The 18,130-nt window shown below is 54.6% G+C and carries 15 protein-coding genes; all 15 read right to left on the bottom strand.

Features of this window, described 5'->3' with window-relative positions; genetic code table 11:
- Nucleotides 1–142 precede the first annotated feature (142 nt).
- The 15 genes from MKY64_RS29110 to MKY64_RS29040 all read right to left on the bottom strand — a co-directional run bounded on the left by MKY64_RS29110 (nt 143) and on the right by MKY64_RS29040 (nt 18,102).
- A complete protein-coding gene (locus MKY64_RS29110; RefSeq protein ID WP_036722727.1) occupies nt 143–391 on the bottom strand; it encodes a type B 50S ribosomal protein L31 in 249 nt (82 codons plus the stop codon).
- Nucleotides 392–668: 277 nt separating this feature from the next.
- Nucleotides 669–1,523, bottom strand: coding sequence for a diguanylate cyclase domain-containing protein (locus MKY64_RS29105; RefSeq protein ID WP_076081509.1), 855 nt, complete (start codon nt 1,521–1,523; stop codon nt 669–671).
- The gene (locus tag MKY64_RS29100) at nt 1,520–3,604 is read right to left on the bottom strand and encodes a cellulose biosynthesis cyclic di-GMP-binding regulatory protein BcsB (RefSeq protein WP_340957338.1); all 2,085 of its coding nucleotides are present in this window, start codon (nt 3,602–3,604) and stop codon (nt 1,520–1,522) included. The genes MKY64_RS29105 and MKY64_RS29100 overlap by 4 nt, the downstream gene beginning before the upstream one ends.
- A gap of 42 nt (nt 3,605–3,646) precedes the next feature.
- Entirely contained in the window at nt 3,647–4,897 is a 1,251-nt protein-coding gene (locus tag MKY64_RS29095; protein WP_036722729.1) for a glycosyltransferase family 2 protein, read from the bottom strand.
- A 34-nt stretch (nt 4,898–4,931) separates the two neighbouring features.
- Entirely contained in the window at nt 4,932–6,488 is a 1,557-nt protein-coding gene (locus MKY64_RS29090) for a hypothetical protein (protein WP_340957334.1), read from the bottom strand.
- Entirely contained in the window at nt 6,485–8,032 is a 1,548-nt protein-coding gene (gene wsfD, locus MKY64_RS29085) for a glycan biosynthesis hexose transferase WsfD (protein ID WP_340957331.1), read from the bottom strand. Before wsfD ends, MKY64_RS29090 begins: the two co-directional genes overlap by 4 nt.
- A gap of 23 nt (nt 8,033–8,055) precedes the next feature.
- Nucleotides 8,056–9,216: a hypothetical protein gene (locus MKY64_RS29080; RefSeq protein ID WP_340957328.1), complete on the bottom strand. Its 1,161-nt coding sequence runs from the start codon at nt 9,214–9,216 to the stop codon at nt 8,056–8,058.
- 189 nt (nt 9,217–9,405) lie between these two features.
- The gene (locus MKY64_RS29075) at nt 9,406–10,422 is read right to left on the bottom strand and encodes an ion channel (RefSeq protein ID WP_340957327.1); all 1,017 of its coding nucleotides are present in this window, start codon (nt 10,420–10,422) and stop codon (nt 9,406–9,408) included.
- Nucleotides 10,423–10,520: 98 nt separating this feature from the next.
- A complete protein-coding gene (locus MKY64_RS29070) occupies nt 10,521–10,913 on the bottom strand; it encodes a DUF350 domain-containing protein (protein ID WP_036722734.1) in 393 nt (130 codons plus the stop codon).
- Nucleotides 10,910–11,563 carry a hypothetical protein gene (locus MKY64_RS29065; protein ID WP_209868705.1) on the bottom strand — a complete coding sequence of 218 codons (654 nt, stop codon included), beginning with the start codon at nt 11,561–11,563 and terminating at the stop codon, nt 10,910–10,912. The genes MKY64_RS29070 and MKY64_RS29065 overlap by 4 nt, the downstream gene beginning before the upstream one ends.
- The gene (locus MKY64_RS29060; protein ID WP_340957325.1) at nt 11,550–12,773 is read right to left on the bottom strand and encodes a glutathionylspermidine synthase family protein; all 1,224 of its coding nucleotides are present in this window, start codon (nt 12,771–12,773) and stop codon (nt 11,550–11,552) included. The genes MKY64_RS29065 and MKY64_RS29060 overlap by 14 nt, the downstream gene beginning before the upstream one ends.
- Nucleotides 12,770–13,456: a hypothetical protein gene (locus tag MKY64_RS29055; protein ID WP_340957323.1), complete on the bottom strand. Its 687-nt coding sequence runs from the start codon at nt 13,454–13,456 to the stop codon at nt 12,770–12,772. Before MKY64_RS29055 ends, MKY64_RS29060 begins: the two co-directional genes overlap by 4 nt.
- A gap of 29 nt (nt 13,457–13,485) precedes the next feature.
- Nucleotides 13,486–13,704 (bottom strand): hypothetical protein, encoded by a 219-nt coding sequence (locus tag MKY64_RS29050; RefSeq protein WP_036691939.1) that lies wholly within the window; start codon nt 13,702–13,704, stop codon nt 13,486–13,488.
- A 146-nt stretch (nt 13,705–13,850) separates the two neighbouring features.
- Nucleotides 13,851–14,987 (bottom strand): response regulator, encoded by a 1,137-nt coding sequence (locus MKY64_RS29045; protein ID WP_036722741.1) that lies wholly within the window; start codon nt 14,985–14,987, stop codon nt 13,851–13,853.
- 43 nt (nt 14,988–15,030) lie between these two features.
- Entirely contained in the window at nt 15,031–18,102 is a 3,072-nt protein-coding gene (locus tag MKY64_RS29040) for an ATP-binding protein (RefSeq protein ID WP_340957320.1), read from the bottom strand.
- Between the last annotated feature and the right edge of the window lie 28 nt (nt 18,103–18,130).

Below are 18,130 nucleotides of genomic sequence, written 5' to 3'. Positions count from 1 at the left end.
TGCCTTATTATATCCTACTCTTTCGCACAAATGAATCATTCTGCCAAAAAATACTACCGGTACTTAAGGTTCCGGACAAAACAAAAGAGGATACTCCTTCACCATCTGCATGGATGCGGGAATATCCTCTATAGCAATACCATTATTTCTTCTGAGCGAGACGTTGTTTGAACTTGTCAACGCGGCCGCCAGTTTCGGTATCTCTTTGTTTACCTGTGTAGAACGGGTGGGATGCAGAGCTGGAGTCTACACGGATCACCGGGTAAGAGTTGCCGTCTTCCCATTCCATAGTTTCACCGGATGATTTGGTGGATGAGCTAAGGAATTTGTAGCCTACGCTAGCATCGAAGAAAATAACCTGGTTGAACTTAGGGTGTATGCCTTGTTTCATTGTAGTAACCTCCTTTCCGTACGGATACAACTTATGAAGAATTATTGAAGCCATCTCTTGGTCTATTTGAAAATCCGGTTAGACAAAGGGAGATGCGTAAATCTTCCGATTTTTACACGCCATACTATCATAAGTGAAATGAGCCGCTGAGTCAAGAGCCTGTCCTAGAGGGATTTCACCATTCCGCCGTCGATCAGCAGGGACTGTCCCCTCAAGACCCAAATCCATCGTCCAGTCCTCCTGTCAGATTGGTTGCAGGACTTCCTGCTCCCACTCATTATACATCGTATTCCAGTTCCTTTTTGGCCTGGACGATGAAATCCAGCGGATTCTCAATGGTGTCCGCCGCATATTCCACTGCACCGATCTTCAGCCCCAGGGTGACCTTGTACTTGCCGGAGAACTCCGAGTCATTCAGTTCCTGCAGCCGCTGTTTGATCCGCTCAATGACAATCTTGGCCCCTTCCCGGTCCGTGAAGAGCAGAAGGCCCCAGGTAGCATCCTCCTTGTCCAGCAGATACAGCGCATCATTGGTACGAATGCTCGACTGGCTGAGCTGGGAGACATCATAGATGGCTTCGGACAGCTGCTCTTCCGGGATCAGGCGGCGGATTTCATTCCAGTACTTCACCTTCACCACAAGCAGCGTCAGCGGGATTTTATAACGGACCGAGATTCCGGTGAACAGGCTGGCGTCCTTTTGAAAAGAAATGCTGTTGCGCAGATCCGTATTCTCATCCACCGCAGCCAGATTATTCGTGCGCTTCAGCAGCCGTTCATTCTCCGCCTGCAGCTCACGGGTGCTTGAGGTGAAGACCCACAGCACCACCGTAAGCAGCGGGGTCATAATCAGCCAGAAATATGTCTCTACACCGATCGATGCGCCCTGCGATACCGTCTGATAGACCACGAAGAAGCCGTAGCCGAAGACAAACGCCAGATTCAGCGTCAGTCCCGCCGTGACCGTGGTGAAATACGTGACCAGCGCCAGGATAAACGATACATTCAGAATAATAATGTTCTGGACGTAGTTATCCGGTGAGCCCGCGATATATACGATGCAGGCGAAGATCAGAACCAGAAAGGCCAGGAAGCCCAGATCCGAGGTTAGACTGCTGCGGTTACGTCTCACGCTTGATCACCACGTTTCTTCTTATGTTTGCGCAGCATCAGAATCAGCGCCACGACCACCAGCGTCACGATCATCACCGCTGCGGTCACGAAGCCCAGTACATCGCTGCGCTCCATCACCCGCGAGACCAGAGAGTCCGGCTTAGCGCCGGAGACCGTCTTGAAGCGGTAGGCATTCACCGTGCCGTCCTTATCCGCCACAACGCCGTCACCGTACACCCTCCACCTGTCCTTCTCGCTCCCGATCAGCTTGGAGACTACGAAGTAGCTCTCAGAGCTGACCGCAGTGACCGCAAGCAGGCCGCGTCCGCTCTCATAAGGGGATTCCAGGAGCTGGAGCGTGCCGATGGCGGCTCCGTACTGCTCGTCGAGGGCGATTTTCTCATTGGAGAGGAGGGTTGACCCGTCCTTGTTATACTTGAAAAAGAGCTTGCCGTTGTTGTCACGGATCACCTTATTATTCTTATAGCTCCCGATCGCAATAATATTGTTGTCCTTCAGGTTATCCGCTGCTGCGTTATCGCTGTAAAAGTGGACATCACCGGTATTGCCTCCGGCAAACTGCCCGAGCATATTGAAGACATTCCCGAGGCTCCGGTAGGTGTAATCATCCCTCTCCTTCGGCAGCACCACCGCCACACGGTTGAAGATGCCGTCCCGCAGGAACGGATACGGGTAATTGCTCAGCAGGAGGTCGGTGCGGTCCTTCGTGTTCAGGCGCATGAGCGATTCCTTGCTGATATAAGCCCACGGCATCTCCTCCTTGTTCGGTGTACAGAGCATGCTCGCAAGCTCCAGATCGAAAGCCACCGTCACGGTGAAGTTGCCGGAGATATTCAGACTCTGCGGCACATTCAGATTCAGCACATCACCGTTGGCCAGCTCCTTCGTCAGCTTCTTGCTGCCGATGGGCGTATTATTGATGCTCACCGTCACCAGGGAACGGTTGAAGTCCAGATTCGCCGCATACCGGAAATCCAGGCTGATTCTGCCGTCATCCGCAATGGAGCGGTTGGACGGGAGAGAGACGAAATACGTCTGCTCCTGATGGTTGGGCCCGGTGAGCTTGTCCCCTGTCTCCGTGAACGTAATGTTCGAGCTGATGGCCGGCGCAGGGTTCACTACATCGGTAGCATTAGTAACCACCTTCAGATCCTTGCGGAGCTGGCTCATCAGCTCCCGGCTTGCCATCAGCCGTCCGGCCTTGATCAGCAGGCTCTCGTCCCTCGAGGTCACCACCAGTGTAGGCAGGGAATCCTTGTTCACCAGCTGAATGACCGCATGGGTGCCGAGGTCGTCCGCCGTACTCACCAGCTTCTTTATTCGTTCCGGCAGATGATCATACGTAGCTACCAGCACTACTGCACTCTTGTCCTTGACGGTATCTTCGCGATAAGGCAGCAGCGGAATGGTTCTGTCGTTCAGCGTGTTGCCTTTGGCGAATCCCGAGAGGGCGTAGGTAGCACTTTCCAGCTCTGCCCCGCTGGCATTCTGCGGCACGGCGAGCAGGCTTTGTTCATTTTTTACCGTATCCATTCCTGAGAATCTGGCACTGAAATCCTGAATGCCTCCAGTAATGGGCTTCGGTGTATAATTCACAGCAATGTTCGAGGTGTTGAACAGATGCAGCCAGCTGTCCTGCATATCATCGATATTACACAGTTCATAGCCGCCCGTCGTGGTTCTTAAGCTCCCTTGTATCCGCAGTGTATTGCTGCCCTTCGTCAGGAAGCCTTTGGGCGCCTCTACACTCAGGCTCTGCTGCCCGTTATTGTCCAGGGACGGCCGGAAGGAATAGAACGGAATGCCGTTCAGCGACAGTGTTACGCTCGACAGCTTATCCTCACTGATCTGTGAGGTCTGGAATTGCAGATTGATCATCACTTGATCCACATTCCAGTAATCCATGACTGTGAAGAACTGCTGCTGGGAGCTGGAGCCCCTCAGCGAGACATCGCTGGTGAACAGCGTCTCATACGTTGCTCCCGCTTCACCGGGAAGCACCGCCGCCTGTGCCGCAGGGATTTGAACCAGGAAGAGGGAGAGGCAGAGCAGCACTGTTAGGATCTGTTTTTTCATCATGTTCCGTATCTCCTGACATCTTATTTCTGGACCTCCGGCGCACTAGTACCGCTCGGTTTTGTACCACTTGGCTTCCCGTTTGAAGATAACGTCTTTGAAATAGTTGTACAGCCCGTAAGCGGCCACTACCATCCAGAGCTGGCAATACGAGACGTACATCAGCAGAATGATCCACAGGTTCGACAGGCTCATCTCACCCTTCTCTGTGGTCAGGGTAACGAAGATCCCCACCACGAACAGCACAATAGCGAGCAGCCACAGGAAGCTGCTGAGCCCGGCGATGGTGGTATGTACATACCCCATGGCATGCAGCACGAGCAGAATATCCGAGGTGACCAGCGAGATCAGCAGGAGGAAGTAGATCGAGACATAATACAGAATATCGAAGCGGATCTTCGCCGCCTTCCGGTCGATGAGGAGCGGAAGGTTCTTCACAATGACATAGATATTGCCCTTCGCCCAGCGTGTCCGCTGCTTGAACCATACCTTCACCGTCTGCGGCTCCTGCTCCCAGGTGACCGACTTCGGCTGGAACTTGATCCGGTAGCCCATCATATAAATGCGGAAGCTGATCTCCGTATCCTCGGCAATTGCCTTCACATCCCAGCCGCCGATACTCTCGACAATGGTCCGGCGCATAATGAAGTTCGTTCCCGGGATCGTACAGAGCTTGAACAGCTTCCAGCGCCCTGCTTGCGCCATCCACTGGAAGGACAGAGTCTCGATATTAATGAACCGGGTCAGCAGGCTGGCATCCCGGTTGCGGGTTCTGAACTTGCCGATAACCGCCCCCAGGGAGGCATCATTCATAATCTCTGCCACCAGGTATTTCAGCGCCGTGCGCTCCGGCGTATTGTCGGCATCATAGATCGCAATCAGCTCCCCGCTACTGCGGGTGAAGCCGATATTGAGCGCATTGGATTTCCCTTTGCCGCCTGTGACGGCGTCCGTATTGATAATGATCAGCTTGCGCTGCGGATTCCGCTGCTGGATAGCATCCAGCAGCTCAGCGCTGTTGTCTGACGAATTATCATTGATGACGATAATCTCATACCGGTCATGCGGGTAATCCAGTGCCAGCAGGGATTCCACGGTTTTGCTGATGACGACCCCCTCATTGTGAGCAGGAACCATAATCGTCACCATGGGATGCTCCCCGGTAATCTCAGGCACCGGTTCGTTTTCCGTTTGAATGTAGTACAGATACCCCGCTATAATCAGCATCACATTCACCAGCAGCAGGGACCAGATACAGATGACCGCGATCACCATCAATACGTCTGAGATCGTCATAGTATTCTCCTAAACTCGCTATATTTTTCCCGGATTACTTGTTCAAATATTTCCTGCGGTACATTCTGTAGCCGATAGTGAGCAGGCCGCCGAACAAGAGCAACGCAGCCAGGATCACGATGATGAAGAATTGATTCTGCACGCTGAACAGTCTGTTGAAGCTTGTCGCCTGCTTCTCCTTGTACTGGAAATCCACGGCGACCTTCTGCGGGGTATAATCGACATCCAGTGTGTTGCCATCCAAGCGGATCACCCCGTCAGCAGATTCAAGAGTGTGCTTATCCGTGCGGACCGTATGCGCCTCCTGCTTATAGTCTGCGAAGGTATACCATTCCGCATTCAGATTCTGCAGAAGTTCCTCCAGCCCGCGCTCATCCTCCGGCAGGTCCAGCGTCACCGCCGTATTCAGCGGAAGCTCCGGCATCGCCTTTCCTGTTCTGCCAACTCCCTGCAGCAGCGCCGGGGGCAGACTGTACAGAGAAGAAGAGAAGGCCGCTGAGGTGTCTGTCTGCTCCATATAATGGGTCTCTCCGTCCGGGAAGAGCACCGCCGAGTTGAAGAACCCCATGCCTGCGGCCGAATACTCCTTGTCATACGTCCAGTAGCTCTCGGCAGCAACGCCGAGCGGTGCCACGCCCCCTTCCGCCAGCACATTAATGAACTGATTCATCTTCCCGCGCAGGGACCGGTCATTCGAATTAATCGGCGGTCTGACCGCAGGGGCATTGACCACGATGCTGCCGTTGCGGGACTGGACGGCTCTGAGCGCCTCCAGATACCGCTTCATAGCGGGGAAATCAGTATTCGCGAATACCGGACGGACACTGGCGATGAAGGGAATACCGCTTCTATACAGGCGGTCTGCCATCTGCTCCAGCAGATTCAGATCTGAGAAGGGATAGATCTCCTTGATGACCAGATACATCTGCGGCTGTTCGGTATAGTGCAGCCAATCCTTCAGCACATAGGCCGCAGCTATGGCTGTGAAATCACCCTGCTTCAGATAAGGCAGGTAAGCGGAGCGGCCGCTGCTAACCGCAAACGGCAGCTGCGCCCCCGCATCTGATGAGGACCACGTTCCATAAGAACGCCCCGCGTCCGAAGCGGTGATATAAGGCATCCCTTCGACCTCCACCGGAATTCCGGTGAATCCGCCGATGGAGAGGCTTGCGCCCGCTCTATGCCATACCCCGGTCTTCAGCCGCAGCGTCTGCTGCATCCGGGCAGGCGGTCTATATCCAACATGCAGCATAGCCCCCTTATACCCGGCTGCTTCCTGAAGGTAGGCTTGATTCGTAATCTCAAGCTCATCATTGTTAATCACAGTGATCACGCCGGAATAGCCCTTCATGCTGCCCGGCTCATAAGAGGAAATAGGCTTCAGCGTGACCTGTGCGCTGTAGGCGGCAAGCAGCCGTTGCAGCTCGGCCACATTCCCCTGCTGGCCTGAATTCTTCGCCAGACTGTCGAACAGCAGCAGAATCCGCTGCGCCGGAGCCGGAGAAGCGGCAGCGGATGACGGACCGGCAGACGGCAGCAGATCGCCCGCCAATACAATGAACAGCAGAATGACGATTCCTCTGCGTCTCACATGCCCACCCCTTTATTCAGTGCCGGATATTCCTTGAGCGGCCGTGCAGACGGCGCAGACGGCACCGATCTGCGTGATGAGATTCCACGGCCGATTACGCTCGCAGCCGTCTGGAAGATGATCAGGTCGAAGGCCAGGGTGAACAAAAATTCATGCTTGGCAATATCCGCGTCACCCGCCCCGATAATGGAGACTACGATACCCGACAGTCCGACCAGCATCGTTGCCAGAATCACCAGCAGACGCTGCATCCCCCGGAAATCCCGGGTACGGATGGACCGGACGAACGATGGCATATAGACCCCTATCGTTACGGCCATCCAGAGAAGAATGAAGGCGAAGGGACGAGGGGCCAGCTTCTCCTTAAGTGTGCTGTACAAGCTGAAGAAATGACTCTGTGCCCGGAACTCCTTGCCTGCGGACAGCTCATAGTTCCCCATAGCCGCCGGCTTAATTTTATAGGCACTCTCAGCAGCCGTATCCAGGATTGAGCCCAGCTCATTCGGGTGAGAAGCATAATATTTCAGAATGGAGACGAAGCCGTAACGGCTGTAGAAATTTTTATCCAGCAGCTCGGATTTCACATCCACCGTCCCGTATTGGTCATAGTACGTATTCTCTTTGAGAATCGCGTACTGTTCATTGATCCCGAAGGAACCGAGCGCGGTCTCCGGATTCTTGGATTCCATCAGCACCCCGCGCGTCATCGCATGATACTGGTTAATATTCACGAACTCTTTGGAGATATTAAGATACGTTGCAATTCCGGCGAACATCATCAGACCGGCCGACAGCAGTGTCACCCAGCGGAACAGCTTGTCCCGGCGGATCAGCACCAGCGGAATCGAGAGCAGGGAAATCACCATCCCCACCGGAGCATTCTGCTGCTTGGAGGTGGTCAGGATCAGGGTACTGATCAGCAGGATCGCCAGCATGGCATAATCGTTGTATCTCTTCCGGTACAGCAGCAGCCAGGAGGCGAACACCAGAATCATGGTCACCATCACCAGGCTCTCGCCGAAGAAGGAGCTGAAGTAGTTGGTGTAGCCTGTATCCCCGAAAATGAACACCGCAAGCGCCGCGACTGCCATCCCCCGCTTAAGTGACATTTTCAGCGTGATCGCTTCAACCAGCAAGTAGACTGCGGCAACATACAGCAAGGTGTAGATTGCAGCCTGGAAGCGGATATCGAAGACCTCGCGGCTGAAAAACAGCTTGTTGACGAAGATCGCCAGCTTGATAAACAGGGACTGGGAGGAGACCACCATCGTGCTGTTCTCGTTGAAATATTGAAAGATTCCGAACTGCTTCACAAAATAGCCGAAATACTGGCTGTCATAGTCCGGAGCATTGAAATAAAGGCCGTTGCTATAGATAATCCGGTAAAAGTCTCCATTATCCGCCATGCCGATATAAGGGGAAGTAAACAGCGAAATAGCCGTCACCAGCAGCACGCAGAACGCGGCGGCAAAGGCCGGAGTAATCCGAAAGCCAGCCAACGTGATACCAGGCCGGGTCGATGTAAGCTCTAGGTTGTTTATCATTCCGATTCCCCTTTTTGGTTATATTATGGAGCCTTATAGGAGTACGCCAGCAGTGCCATCAGGTTGTCAAAAGAGTAGGCCTGCCCGGAGGCAGGATCACCGAAGCCGCCATATAGCGGACTCAGAGGATCTGTCACCCTGAATTCATTCATCCGGTCCATACTGGACTGATAGAGCTCACCATCCTCCAACACAGCTCCAATCATGGCTGCGAGCGCGTAGACCGCTGTTGAACGAATATCATTAGCCGGCTTGCCCTCACGTGTATATTGTCCGAACAAGGTTCCCGCTGCGACCTGAGCTTTGATGTAGCTGATGCTTGCCGGCCGCTCGCGGCCGATCTCTGCCAGATGAAGAATTGTCAGCAGAGATTCTACCGAGTTGATGCCTTCAGAGCTGTACTGTCCGCTCTTGTAATCGAAGCGGGTCTCATAGAATGGAAAAGAATCGGACAAATATCCTTCCTCCAAAATACCGCTCATATTCTTCAACAAATTCTCTTGTAATTCGCTAGATATCGACAATTTCTGCAATACACTCAGATCAATATAACACAAAGTTACGAATCCGTTGACCATTTTCAAATAATTGTCATAGATGTCATAAATGTAACCTTTTTTAGTGTTGTTTTTATAGAAACGTTCTCCATATTTATCGGCTTCTCTGGTATATTCCGGCTGGTTAAATGCCTGCCCCGCCTCATATAGCGCTCCGATCATCCGCAGGTCATCCACCGCTGCATTCACGGGGTAACGCTTCTGCTGCCTGGGACTGTAGCGGTAGCTGAAGCCGCCCTCCATATCGAAGATTCTGCGGGCCGTCTTCCACTGCCGGTCGAACAGCTCCTGATTGCGGGTCCGGACCGCAGTCTCCATCAGGAGAGAAGCGGACTCGCTCAGAATCTCATGACCGGTAGCCACCTCTGCCGATTCAGAGGTCTCCTTCAGATTCGTATATACCCCGTCGGGTCCTGTAAGCTGCGTATTTATGAAATGGTATAATTCCTGCTGTTCCAGTGTAGGCTCAAGCTGCGGCACTTCATCCGGCCGTGTAGTCCCTGCGGGAGAGACCGCCGGAGTATAGACGGGAGAGGATGGCGCCGGTCCGGCCTGATTGCCGCCGCAGGAGGTTAGCAGGAGCAGCGACATTCCCAGAACAGCAGCCTTGCTATATCTGCTTTCCAATCGATCACATCCTTAAATGACAACTACCAATTGATCCATACTAATATAACGGTAATTATTGTCACATTATTTACTGTTTGTCCGAACATTATGTGTCGCCTTCACATATTTCTCCTTTTCCGCCAAAAAAAAGAGCCGCTCCAGGTCTTAACGACCGGAACAGCTCTTATGAATGCTTAGGTATTATCTCTAGCTCTCTTTAATCCTCCGGTACGTGGCCTCATCGGCGACGATGTAGAGTCTGGCGTCTGCCGGAATCGGCCGGTCAAGCTTGCGGTTAATGCCCAGGTCGCCCCGGTCGGACAGCAGAGTCGCCCCCTGACGCAGCAGATCCTGAAAGGCCTCCCCATAGGTTGTCCAGCCGCTGCGGCGGGGAATCTCATAGATATCATCCCCGTGCTCGCGGCTGAGCATCTGGGTGATCACCTCAGAATTGCCCTCCTGCAGCGCAGAGCGTACCGCCAGTCTGGAGATCGCATCATGGGAGAGCACGAACTCGTTCACCTGCACATGCTTGAAGTTCTTAATGTTCTTCTCCTGCATAATCTCTACGGTAGTATGTACATGCGGGGCAATCCGCTCAATGCTGGAAGCAATCAGCAGCGACTTGCCGTCGCTTAAGGAAGCTTCGTCGATCCGGGTGTCGCTGAACACAATCGCTGCTCTGGCACTCCCGATATTCGCCTTCAGCAGAATGTCATCGCTTGCCGCATCGCCGCTGATGAAGTGGACCTGCTCCATGGCTTCCAGCGGATGCCGTCCGTTCTCATCGATAATGACCACTTTGCATTCCCTGTCGTAACACAGAATCTCATCTACTGCCGCCTGTGTCTTGCGGTTCCAATTAATCAGCACGACATGATGTTGTCCGTGAAAGGTCAACGTTCCGGCTCCTCTCCTGCGCTGCATCTCGCCCATGGCCTCAACAACCTTGCCGATCACCAGACTGAGCAGACCGATGCCAAAGATATATAAGAAAATCGTAAACACCTTGCCGGTGACGGTAGCGGCAAAGTAATCGCCATACCCGACGGTAGCCATGGTGGTCATCACCCAATAAAAGGCGTTGAACCAGCTATGAAACGTGTCCGGCTCCAGCAGGAAGGCGATGGTTGCGCTGAGAAGAATGAAGGCCAGAATAATAAAGGCAATGGACTTCTTCTTGAGATGAAGCAGCTTGCCGGATAATTGGATTAGAAAATGCAACGCCCATCCCTGCCTCCCGGGTGAATTGAGCCGGCGGGCAGCAGCCTGCGCCGAGTCTTGCGGGGCACAGCCGCCGCCCGCCTGCCAATCGAGTCTACCTAAATAATCAGACTGCTGACGGCGAAGGCCGTCCCGATGAACACCATGCAGAGCATGACGCCGACCGCAACATTCCCCTTCTCCAGCTGCTCTGAAATCCGGAAGCCGGGAGTGAACAGCTCGAAGATCCAGTAAGAAGCGATCAGGCAGACATATCCCACCGCGAACCAGAGCATCATGAACCAGATGGAGGTATTGGTGTAGGCGGCCACACCAAGAATGACCGCCGTCGCCAGGAACTTGCCGCCGAACGCCAGGCCTACCGCAATATTTCCCTTTTTCAGCTCCTCCATATCCTTGAATGGAGTCATGAGCGCGAAGATCACCATACCCAGCACTTGAAGCAGAACAATGGTCAGAATACTAACCACCAGATTAATTACGATCGTCATTTAGCCCACCCCCGAAATTTCGCATAGGCCGAATCATAGTCGGCGAAATCATGTACTTCCTCCAGCACCACTGAGACTTTCTTCTGCTTCTCCAGCGCGGTATAACGCTTGTCGTCAATCGGCTGCTTGATCCGGTTGCCGGAAGGCAGCTCCAGCACTGCGAAATTTCTGGTCTTGCTCTGGTATTCCGTCTTGTACACCCCAACCAGGTCCACATCCGTTGTGATGGATACCTTGAGATTAGCCAGATCCTCTGTGGCCGCCTTCTGGTCGGCGTAAGACTTAAGTGTCGTCCAGGCGGACAGCTTGATCTCATTTTTCTGGTCAGCGTCCGTTATCAGCTCGGCATCCATGAACTGGAGCGTCCAGACGGTATCGCCTGTAGCATAATTCCCGTCGTTCGGGAGCAGCTCATTATCCGGCAATATAGTCATATCGCTGCCGACCAGATCGCCAACCTTGCCCTCCACCACCCGGTAATCCCAGGGTACACGCGATACACTATCCGACGTATCAGTGCCGGTATGAAATACACTGCCGCTGTTCGCTGAGCATGCACTCAGCACCATAACCGCCAGCAGCAGCACTGTAGTCAGCAGGGTGCCCCGGGCTCTGCGCCCGGCAGCATGCCCCTCTCTATCCTTGAACATCTTCAAGCCCCCTCACTCCTAGCGCGATAAAATGACTGGCATTGCCTGTAATCGGCCCGCCGGCCCGGCCAAGCAGCCCGCAGGGCGTTCCGTTAATGACGAACATGCCGGTCAGCAGATGCAGCTCACCTTCCGCCGTCATGATCCGGGCCATTTCGGCCCTTTTCTGATAGACCACGGGGAAGAGCTGGCTGCTGTCGTAGCCCTCCTCGTCCTCGATCTCAAGCGCGCCGCTGTCATCAAAGATCCGAACAGATCCGCCTTCGCGGCCGAATACGGATTTGGATACAAAGCTCTCTGAGAACACCGCCTTATTGTACGTCGGCAGGATGTACCGGGAGATGGCCTCGCGTTCCGGCTCCGTGAACAGCAGGCCAAGCTCATACATTCCCCAGACAGCGGCCATCAGCCCTTTGGACTGGAGGATGATGCTATGCGGTCCGTTGAACAGCTGGAGCTTCCCGCTCTCAATGGCATAGGCCAGAGCCTCGCCGCCTTCATCTACGGCCATCCACTCCTTCGGATACAGCGCGAACATCCGCTCTATGATCCGGTTCTCCCCGTCCTTGACCACACCCTCATCAATCGACAAATCCAGGCAATCGACACAGCGGACATCCAGTCCGCTATGCGCGGCCAGAGCCTCAATCGTTCCGCTGTCCTCCTCATGGCTGCCATAATCCACACAGGCTACCGTGTCGGGGCGCTCCACGCCCCAGGCTGCGGCAAGCTGCTGCTTCATGGCCGCATTCACGCTTCCGACGCCTGCTTCCGCGCAGATCCACGGCGTTGCAATGGAGGCCTCCACATAGCCGGTCGGAGTATCCGCATTCAGCTCCAGCAGCTTAATCGTGCCATCCCCTGCCACGGCAAAATCGAACCGGGCATACCGGCTGATCAGTCCCGGCTCCGGCAATGGACAGTCATCCAGCATCTGCCATAGCACCGGAGGAATCCCCAGCAGATCGTACAGGTCATGTCTGAGATGGACATAACGCACGGCCTTATCCAGAATCGCCCAGAGCGCGGCGGCGGCTTCCTTCAATTCCTGATAGGTCTCCCTGCGCATCACAGCCACCGCATCCAGCCAGTATTCCTCGTCCTCCAGATCGGCCCAGGTGAAGCCCAGCTCATGCAGCCGCTCAACCCGGGGAGCGCGCTCCAGACCGGACTGGTCTATATATTCGAATGCCTGCTCCGCCCGGATCATCCTCCGAACCCGCTCTTGCCGGAGCGCACCGAGCTTTTGCCCGAGCTTTTACTGGAGCCGGATTTGGATTTGCTCGAACCCAGCCCGCTGGAGGTACCGCCGATGCCGCCCGATTTGGAAGAGGTATTCCTTCTGGTAATGGAGCCGGTGGATGAAGTTGAGGTCTTCGGCTTCACCACCGAGCCAGCCACCGGCTTGTTCTGGAATCGTCCGCTATTATAGGAGGGCGGCTTATAGGTATTGCGTGTACCTCCATAATAAGTAGGCCGGTCATTGTACCAGCCTCTGGAAGAGTAGAATGAACCGCTATTGAAAAGCATGTGGTACAGAAGCACATCATCCCAGCCGAACCCTGAGTTATACCCGCCGTAGTTGTTAATTACTGTCGTGCCGCCGGAGGTTACAGCCCCCTGCCCTTCCTGGACCTTCTCTTCCTGGTCTTCCGGATATGGAATACTCCAGTCTACATTCTTGTCGAAATATTGCTTAACCTCCTCGGTAGACCAGGAGACCAGCTTAGGCTCCTCGCCGCCTGTGCCGCTTGCGCCTGCGCCTCCCGGAATGAATAAAGCGTTAGCCAGCAGCGCAATGCCGAGCGAGGTGGATAATACGCGGACCGGTTTGCCGTCCGCCGTGAACAGCCTGCTGATTGCGGGTTCTTTAGCATCTTCGTCTTTTGCCAACTTGGGGCCTCCTTTCCTGGTATTCATCCTTAACCTTCTGTACGCATAGGAACCAGCAGAAGCTCCAGCTTCCCTTCATCCACATTCAGCCTTCCCTCTACCGCCTCGAATTCGCGGCCGCCAACGACAATATAATTGACATGCTCCAGCGCTGTAACCATATTCATGCTCCAGACGCGCTCTTCAATCATTTGCAGGTCGCCTTCAGGCAGCTTCTCGAACAGGATGACCTTCAACCCGTTATCCATTCCCACTCCATCTCCTCTTGAATATTCGTATGCTTCTGATACGCTGTCATTACGCTTTCGTTTCAATTCCCGCAGCCTTGAATATGTATACCACAGCATATAAATAATAATGACAACAAGCAGTTTTGCAGTGGCCGGCTACGGACTTACAATACCTTCTGGACCCAGCTGTCCATGACTTGGTCAGGGCGGATGCCCAGCTCATTCTCCAGGAGCTCCTTGTATTTATCGTAGTGTGTCCTGAATCCGATGAAATCCCCCAGGTCGGCGTAACTTCGCAGAATCAGCCTGCAGAGCTGGTCGGAATAAGGATCTGCTGCCTGCAGATCCAGCAGCCGCTCCAGCGCCAGCCGGGGCCGCCCGGAGGACAGCTCATATTCGGCGGAATGCAGTGCCATGCGGATATACCGGACCTGCAGCTCCTTGCGCCGGATCTCTGCCCAGTCGTAATGATGCTCCTGCAGGTAGTCTCCACGGTACAGCTTCAGTATCTTTTCCCGGCGCAGCCATTCCTCTTCTGACTCCACAGGCGTACCGGCATAGCCCAGCTCGAACTCCTCCACATCCAGCAGCACCTGCTCCTTGGTCAGCCTGTACCGCTCCTGCGAGAATTCGACGAGCACCTCCATATTCCAAGCCTTCAGCAGCTTGCGGATATGGTATACCGTGGTATGCAGGTTCGTTACGGCCTTCTCGGGCTTGAAATCAGGCCAGACGAGATCCACAATGGTGTCCTTGAGTATCCACTGGCCGCGGTTATGCAGCAGCAGGGCGAAGACCTCCTGCGCCTTGCTTGTTCTCCACTGCATTTTGCGCCCCGGCTCCGTGCTGTCTGTGAATTCAAGCCGGTGAAAGCAGAGGATTGACAGCTCCTTGACAGGCGCCGCAGACGCCGGTGTAGGCGGCATCTTCACTTCAGCGCTCTCCTTGCCGACTTCCAGCCGCTCAAGGGTCTTGCTTAACCGCTGGGAGGTCACCGGCTTCAGCAAATAATCCGCTGCATTGAGTTCAAAGGCTTCGATCGCATACTCGCTGTATGCGGTAATATAGACAATCCGGGTGTTCCGGTCCATACCGGCAATGTATTCACCTGCTTCCAGCCCGTTCATCTCCGGCATCCCGATATCCAGGAATACAATATCGGCCTTCTCCCGTTCCAGATGCGCAAGTCCCAGGCGTGCCGAGGTGAATTTCCCGGTGATTGTAAGACGCCCATCCTTCAGGAGCATACGCTCCAGATGCTGCAGCGCCGGCTTCTCATCGTCAATCAATATGGCCTTCATCAGTCGGACTCACCTCCTCTTCGTTCGTAGTTCTCAAATGCCTTTAGGTGGGGATGGTATATGATATAGCGGTTCCCCTTCCCGGTACACTGTCGATATTCAGGCCTGCTCCGTACATCTTGAGCAGACGGTGCTGAATATTGCGCAGCCCTATGCCCCCCTCTGTCCGCTCTTCCGAGAGGACCTCAGCAATCTTCTCCGGAGTCATTCCTACACCGTCATCCGTGACTGCTACCTTGAGGCAGCCGGGCAGCAGCTCAACTGTCAGCCGTACCGTCCCTCCGGCCTCCTTCTGCATCAGGCCATGATTAACGGCATTCTCCACAATCGGCTGGATGCTCAGTGGCGGAACCATCGCCATCACATCCTCCGGCACCTCGAACTCGATGTTCAGCCGTTCATCGAACCGTGCCTGCTCCAGCGCAAGATAGGATTTGACGAGGCCCAGCTCCTTCTCCATAGAAACCGTCTGTCCCCGGTTCTGGAAGTCGAAGCTGCTCCGCAGGTATTGGCTGAGGTCCAGCAGCAGCTCCGTGGCCTTGTCCGGGTCCTCCGGACAGACCGAGATAATGGCATTCAGCGCATTATATAAGAAATGCGGCTTAATCTGCGCCTGCAGGAAGGCAATCTCCGACTGGACGGATACCCGGATCGACTTGCGCATATCCAGCAGGGTCTGCATCCGTGCCTTGAATTCGCGCACTTCCACCGGCTTGCTCAGATAATCATTCGCTCCGGCCTCGAAGGCTGCGAGGATATCATCAGGACGGCTGCTCGCCATCAGCACCAGAATCGGCAGCTCGGATAAGGTGAACCGTTCACGGATGGCCTTGCATAACAGAAGCCCGGGCATTTCCGGCATTACCCAGTCGGCAATCACCAGATCAAGCTCAGGATGCTGCTGGATGATCTGGATCGCCTCAGCCCCGCTGCTGGCGGTAATCACAGAATGGTTATCCAGCTGCAATACGCCTACCAGCACGCGGAGGTTAACGGGATCATTATCCACTACCAGAATGGAGCAGCAGTCTTCAGACGGCAGCTGCACAGGTTCTTCTCCGGGAAGCGGGTACGAAGGCGCTGTCTCCCAGCCGTGAAGCTCTCCGAATTCCTCCTCCAGCAGTGCATTACTCCTCTGCAGGATCGGCTGGGTGAAGCAGAAGACGGAGCCTTGCCCCAGTTCGGAATGTACCTCAATCTCCCCGCCCGTCAGTTCTACCAGCCTCTGGGTAATGCTGAGGCCAAGCCCGTTCTCACGGTAGACCTTACTGGCGGCAGGACCGCTTGGATCATTGGCATCGAAAATCGTACGCAGACGCTCAGGCGCGATACCCTGGCCAGTGTCTGTTATGATGATGGCAACATACTCTTCTTTAACCTCAGCAGACAGCGTTATCACGCCTCTGGGCGTATAATTCACTGCACTCGCGAGTAAATTATGCAGAATCTGAGCGAACCGCTGCTCATCCGTCTCCAGTAGCGGAAGCTGCTCCGGCAGACTCAGCTGGAATTCCAGCTGGCTGTTGCCGTAGACCTGACGGGTGACCGCCATAATGGAGGAAGCTGCCATGCGGAGATCGACGGCCTGCCGGCGCAGGAAGAGCGAGCCGTGATTCAGCTTCGCGAAGTCCGACATATCATGGATCAGGGCTGTAAGCCGCTTGCCCGTGGAGACAATCGTGAGCAGCTGATCCTGCTGGGCAGCGCTGATGGAGCCGGCCGTCCCCTGAGCCAGCACCTTGGCCATGTTGACAATCCCCTGCAGCGGCCTCCGCAGCTCCTGCGAGGTATCAGAGATGAAGTCATCCTTCAAGCCGTCAAGCGACAAAAGGCGGCGTGAGAGCTGTTCCACTTCGCGGAAGGAAGCTGCGTATTGCCGGGTCATAAGGATCGCCTGCACGAACCCGAACAGGAGTATCTCGTAGGAGATGATGAAATAGCTGAAGGTCATGCCCATGAAGCTGACCAGATAATAGATAATGACCACGCTCAGGCTCTCGATACTGACCATCATCAGGAACATATTCTTAGGATTTCGCCGGGTGCCCTGGACCATGGAGTAGAGCACGAAGCCCAGGCTCACCGAGCCCCAGGTCAGCAGCAGCACCTCCAGATAGCTGAACAGATAGGCCGGGACGAAGACAGCAATCAGCAGCAGGAATGCCGTAACCAGCCTGGAGGCCTTAATCATCCCAATGGACATCGGGTAGTTCACTGAATTGGCGACATAGTGCAGCAGATAATAATAGACCAGTGTAGAGGACGCAAGCTGCAGCTTGAGTACAATCTCGTAAGGGAAGCCGGGCAGCGCTGCCAGGATGAGCTTTTCGCCATGCGTAAAAATGTAGACAAAGGCCGCTATGCAGAACAAGCCCAGATACAGTGTGACCCCCCGGCTCTCCCTTACCTTGGAGAACATCAGCAGGAAGAGGGCTAGCACGAAGAATCCGATCAGTGCAGCCCCGTCTACAAACAGGGCAAATTCCCTGTGCTTCAAAATAGCGGCCTGATTACCGATCACAATCGGCTGAACGATCCCGCCTGAGGAGTAGCTGTAGTTAGCTGCCTGCACAATAATCTCCATGGTATCCCCGGTTACCGAGGCGAATCCCATAAAAGGCATGTTATTCTGTCTGCCCTCAGAGGCCGAGGCTGCCGGGGTTCCGCTGCTTCCAATCTCCTGCCCGTTCAGATAGACCTTGCCGGCACTGCGGATGTTGCTGGTGCGCAGGCCGTAGACCATGGCTTCCCCTGGGGTAATCTTCGCCTGGAGGCGGTATGTAGCATAGCCTTTGGCTCTGCGCCCGCCCTGTTCAGAGATATCGTCGTTCCACTTCCCTGGGACCTGAATCATCGTAGAGGCGGCGGGGACCTCCTTACCAGCGTTCACCGGATGGAAATCCTCAGGCGACAGCAGCACATCCCGGTACAGCTCCCACTCTCCATCCAGCTTCATAATCCCGTCGTGGCGGGCGTCCCAGGAGCGAAGGTCAATCACACCCTGCACCGCCTGCGGCCTGTCTCCCTTAATCTGATGTGTCTGGAGGACCGAGAGCAGCGGAACGCTCAACACCAGCACCAGACTGCCGAGAATGCTCAGCCAATACTTTCTCATGTCCTCTGCCAGTCCCTTCTAGTTGTCA

This window comes from Paenibacillus sp. FSL R7-0210, assembly GCF_038009085.1.
GTDB classification, from domain to species: domain Bacteria; phylum Bacillota; class Bacilli; order Paenibacillales; family Paenibacillaceae; genus Paenibacillus_AQ; species Paenibacillus_AQ silagei.
Note: the sequence above shows the minus strand (reverse complement) of the source record. Positions and strands in the feature narration are given on the sequence as shown.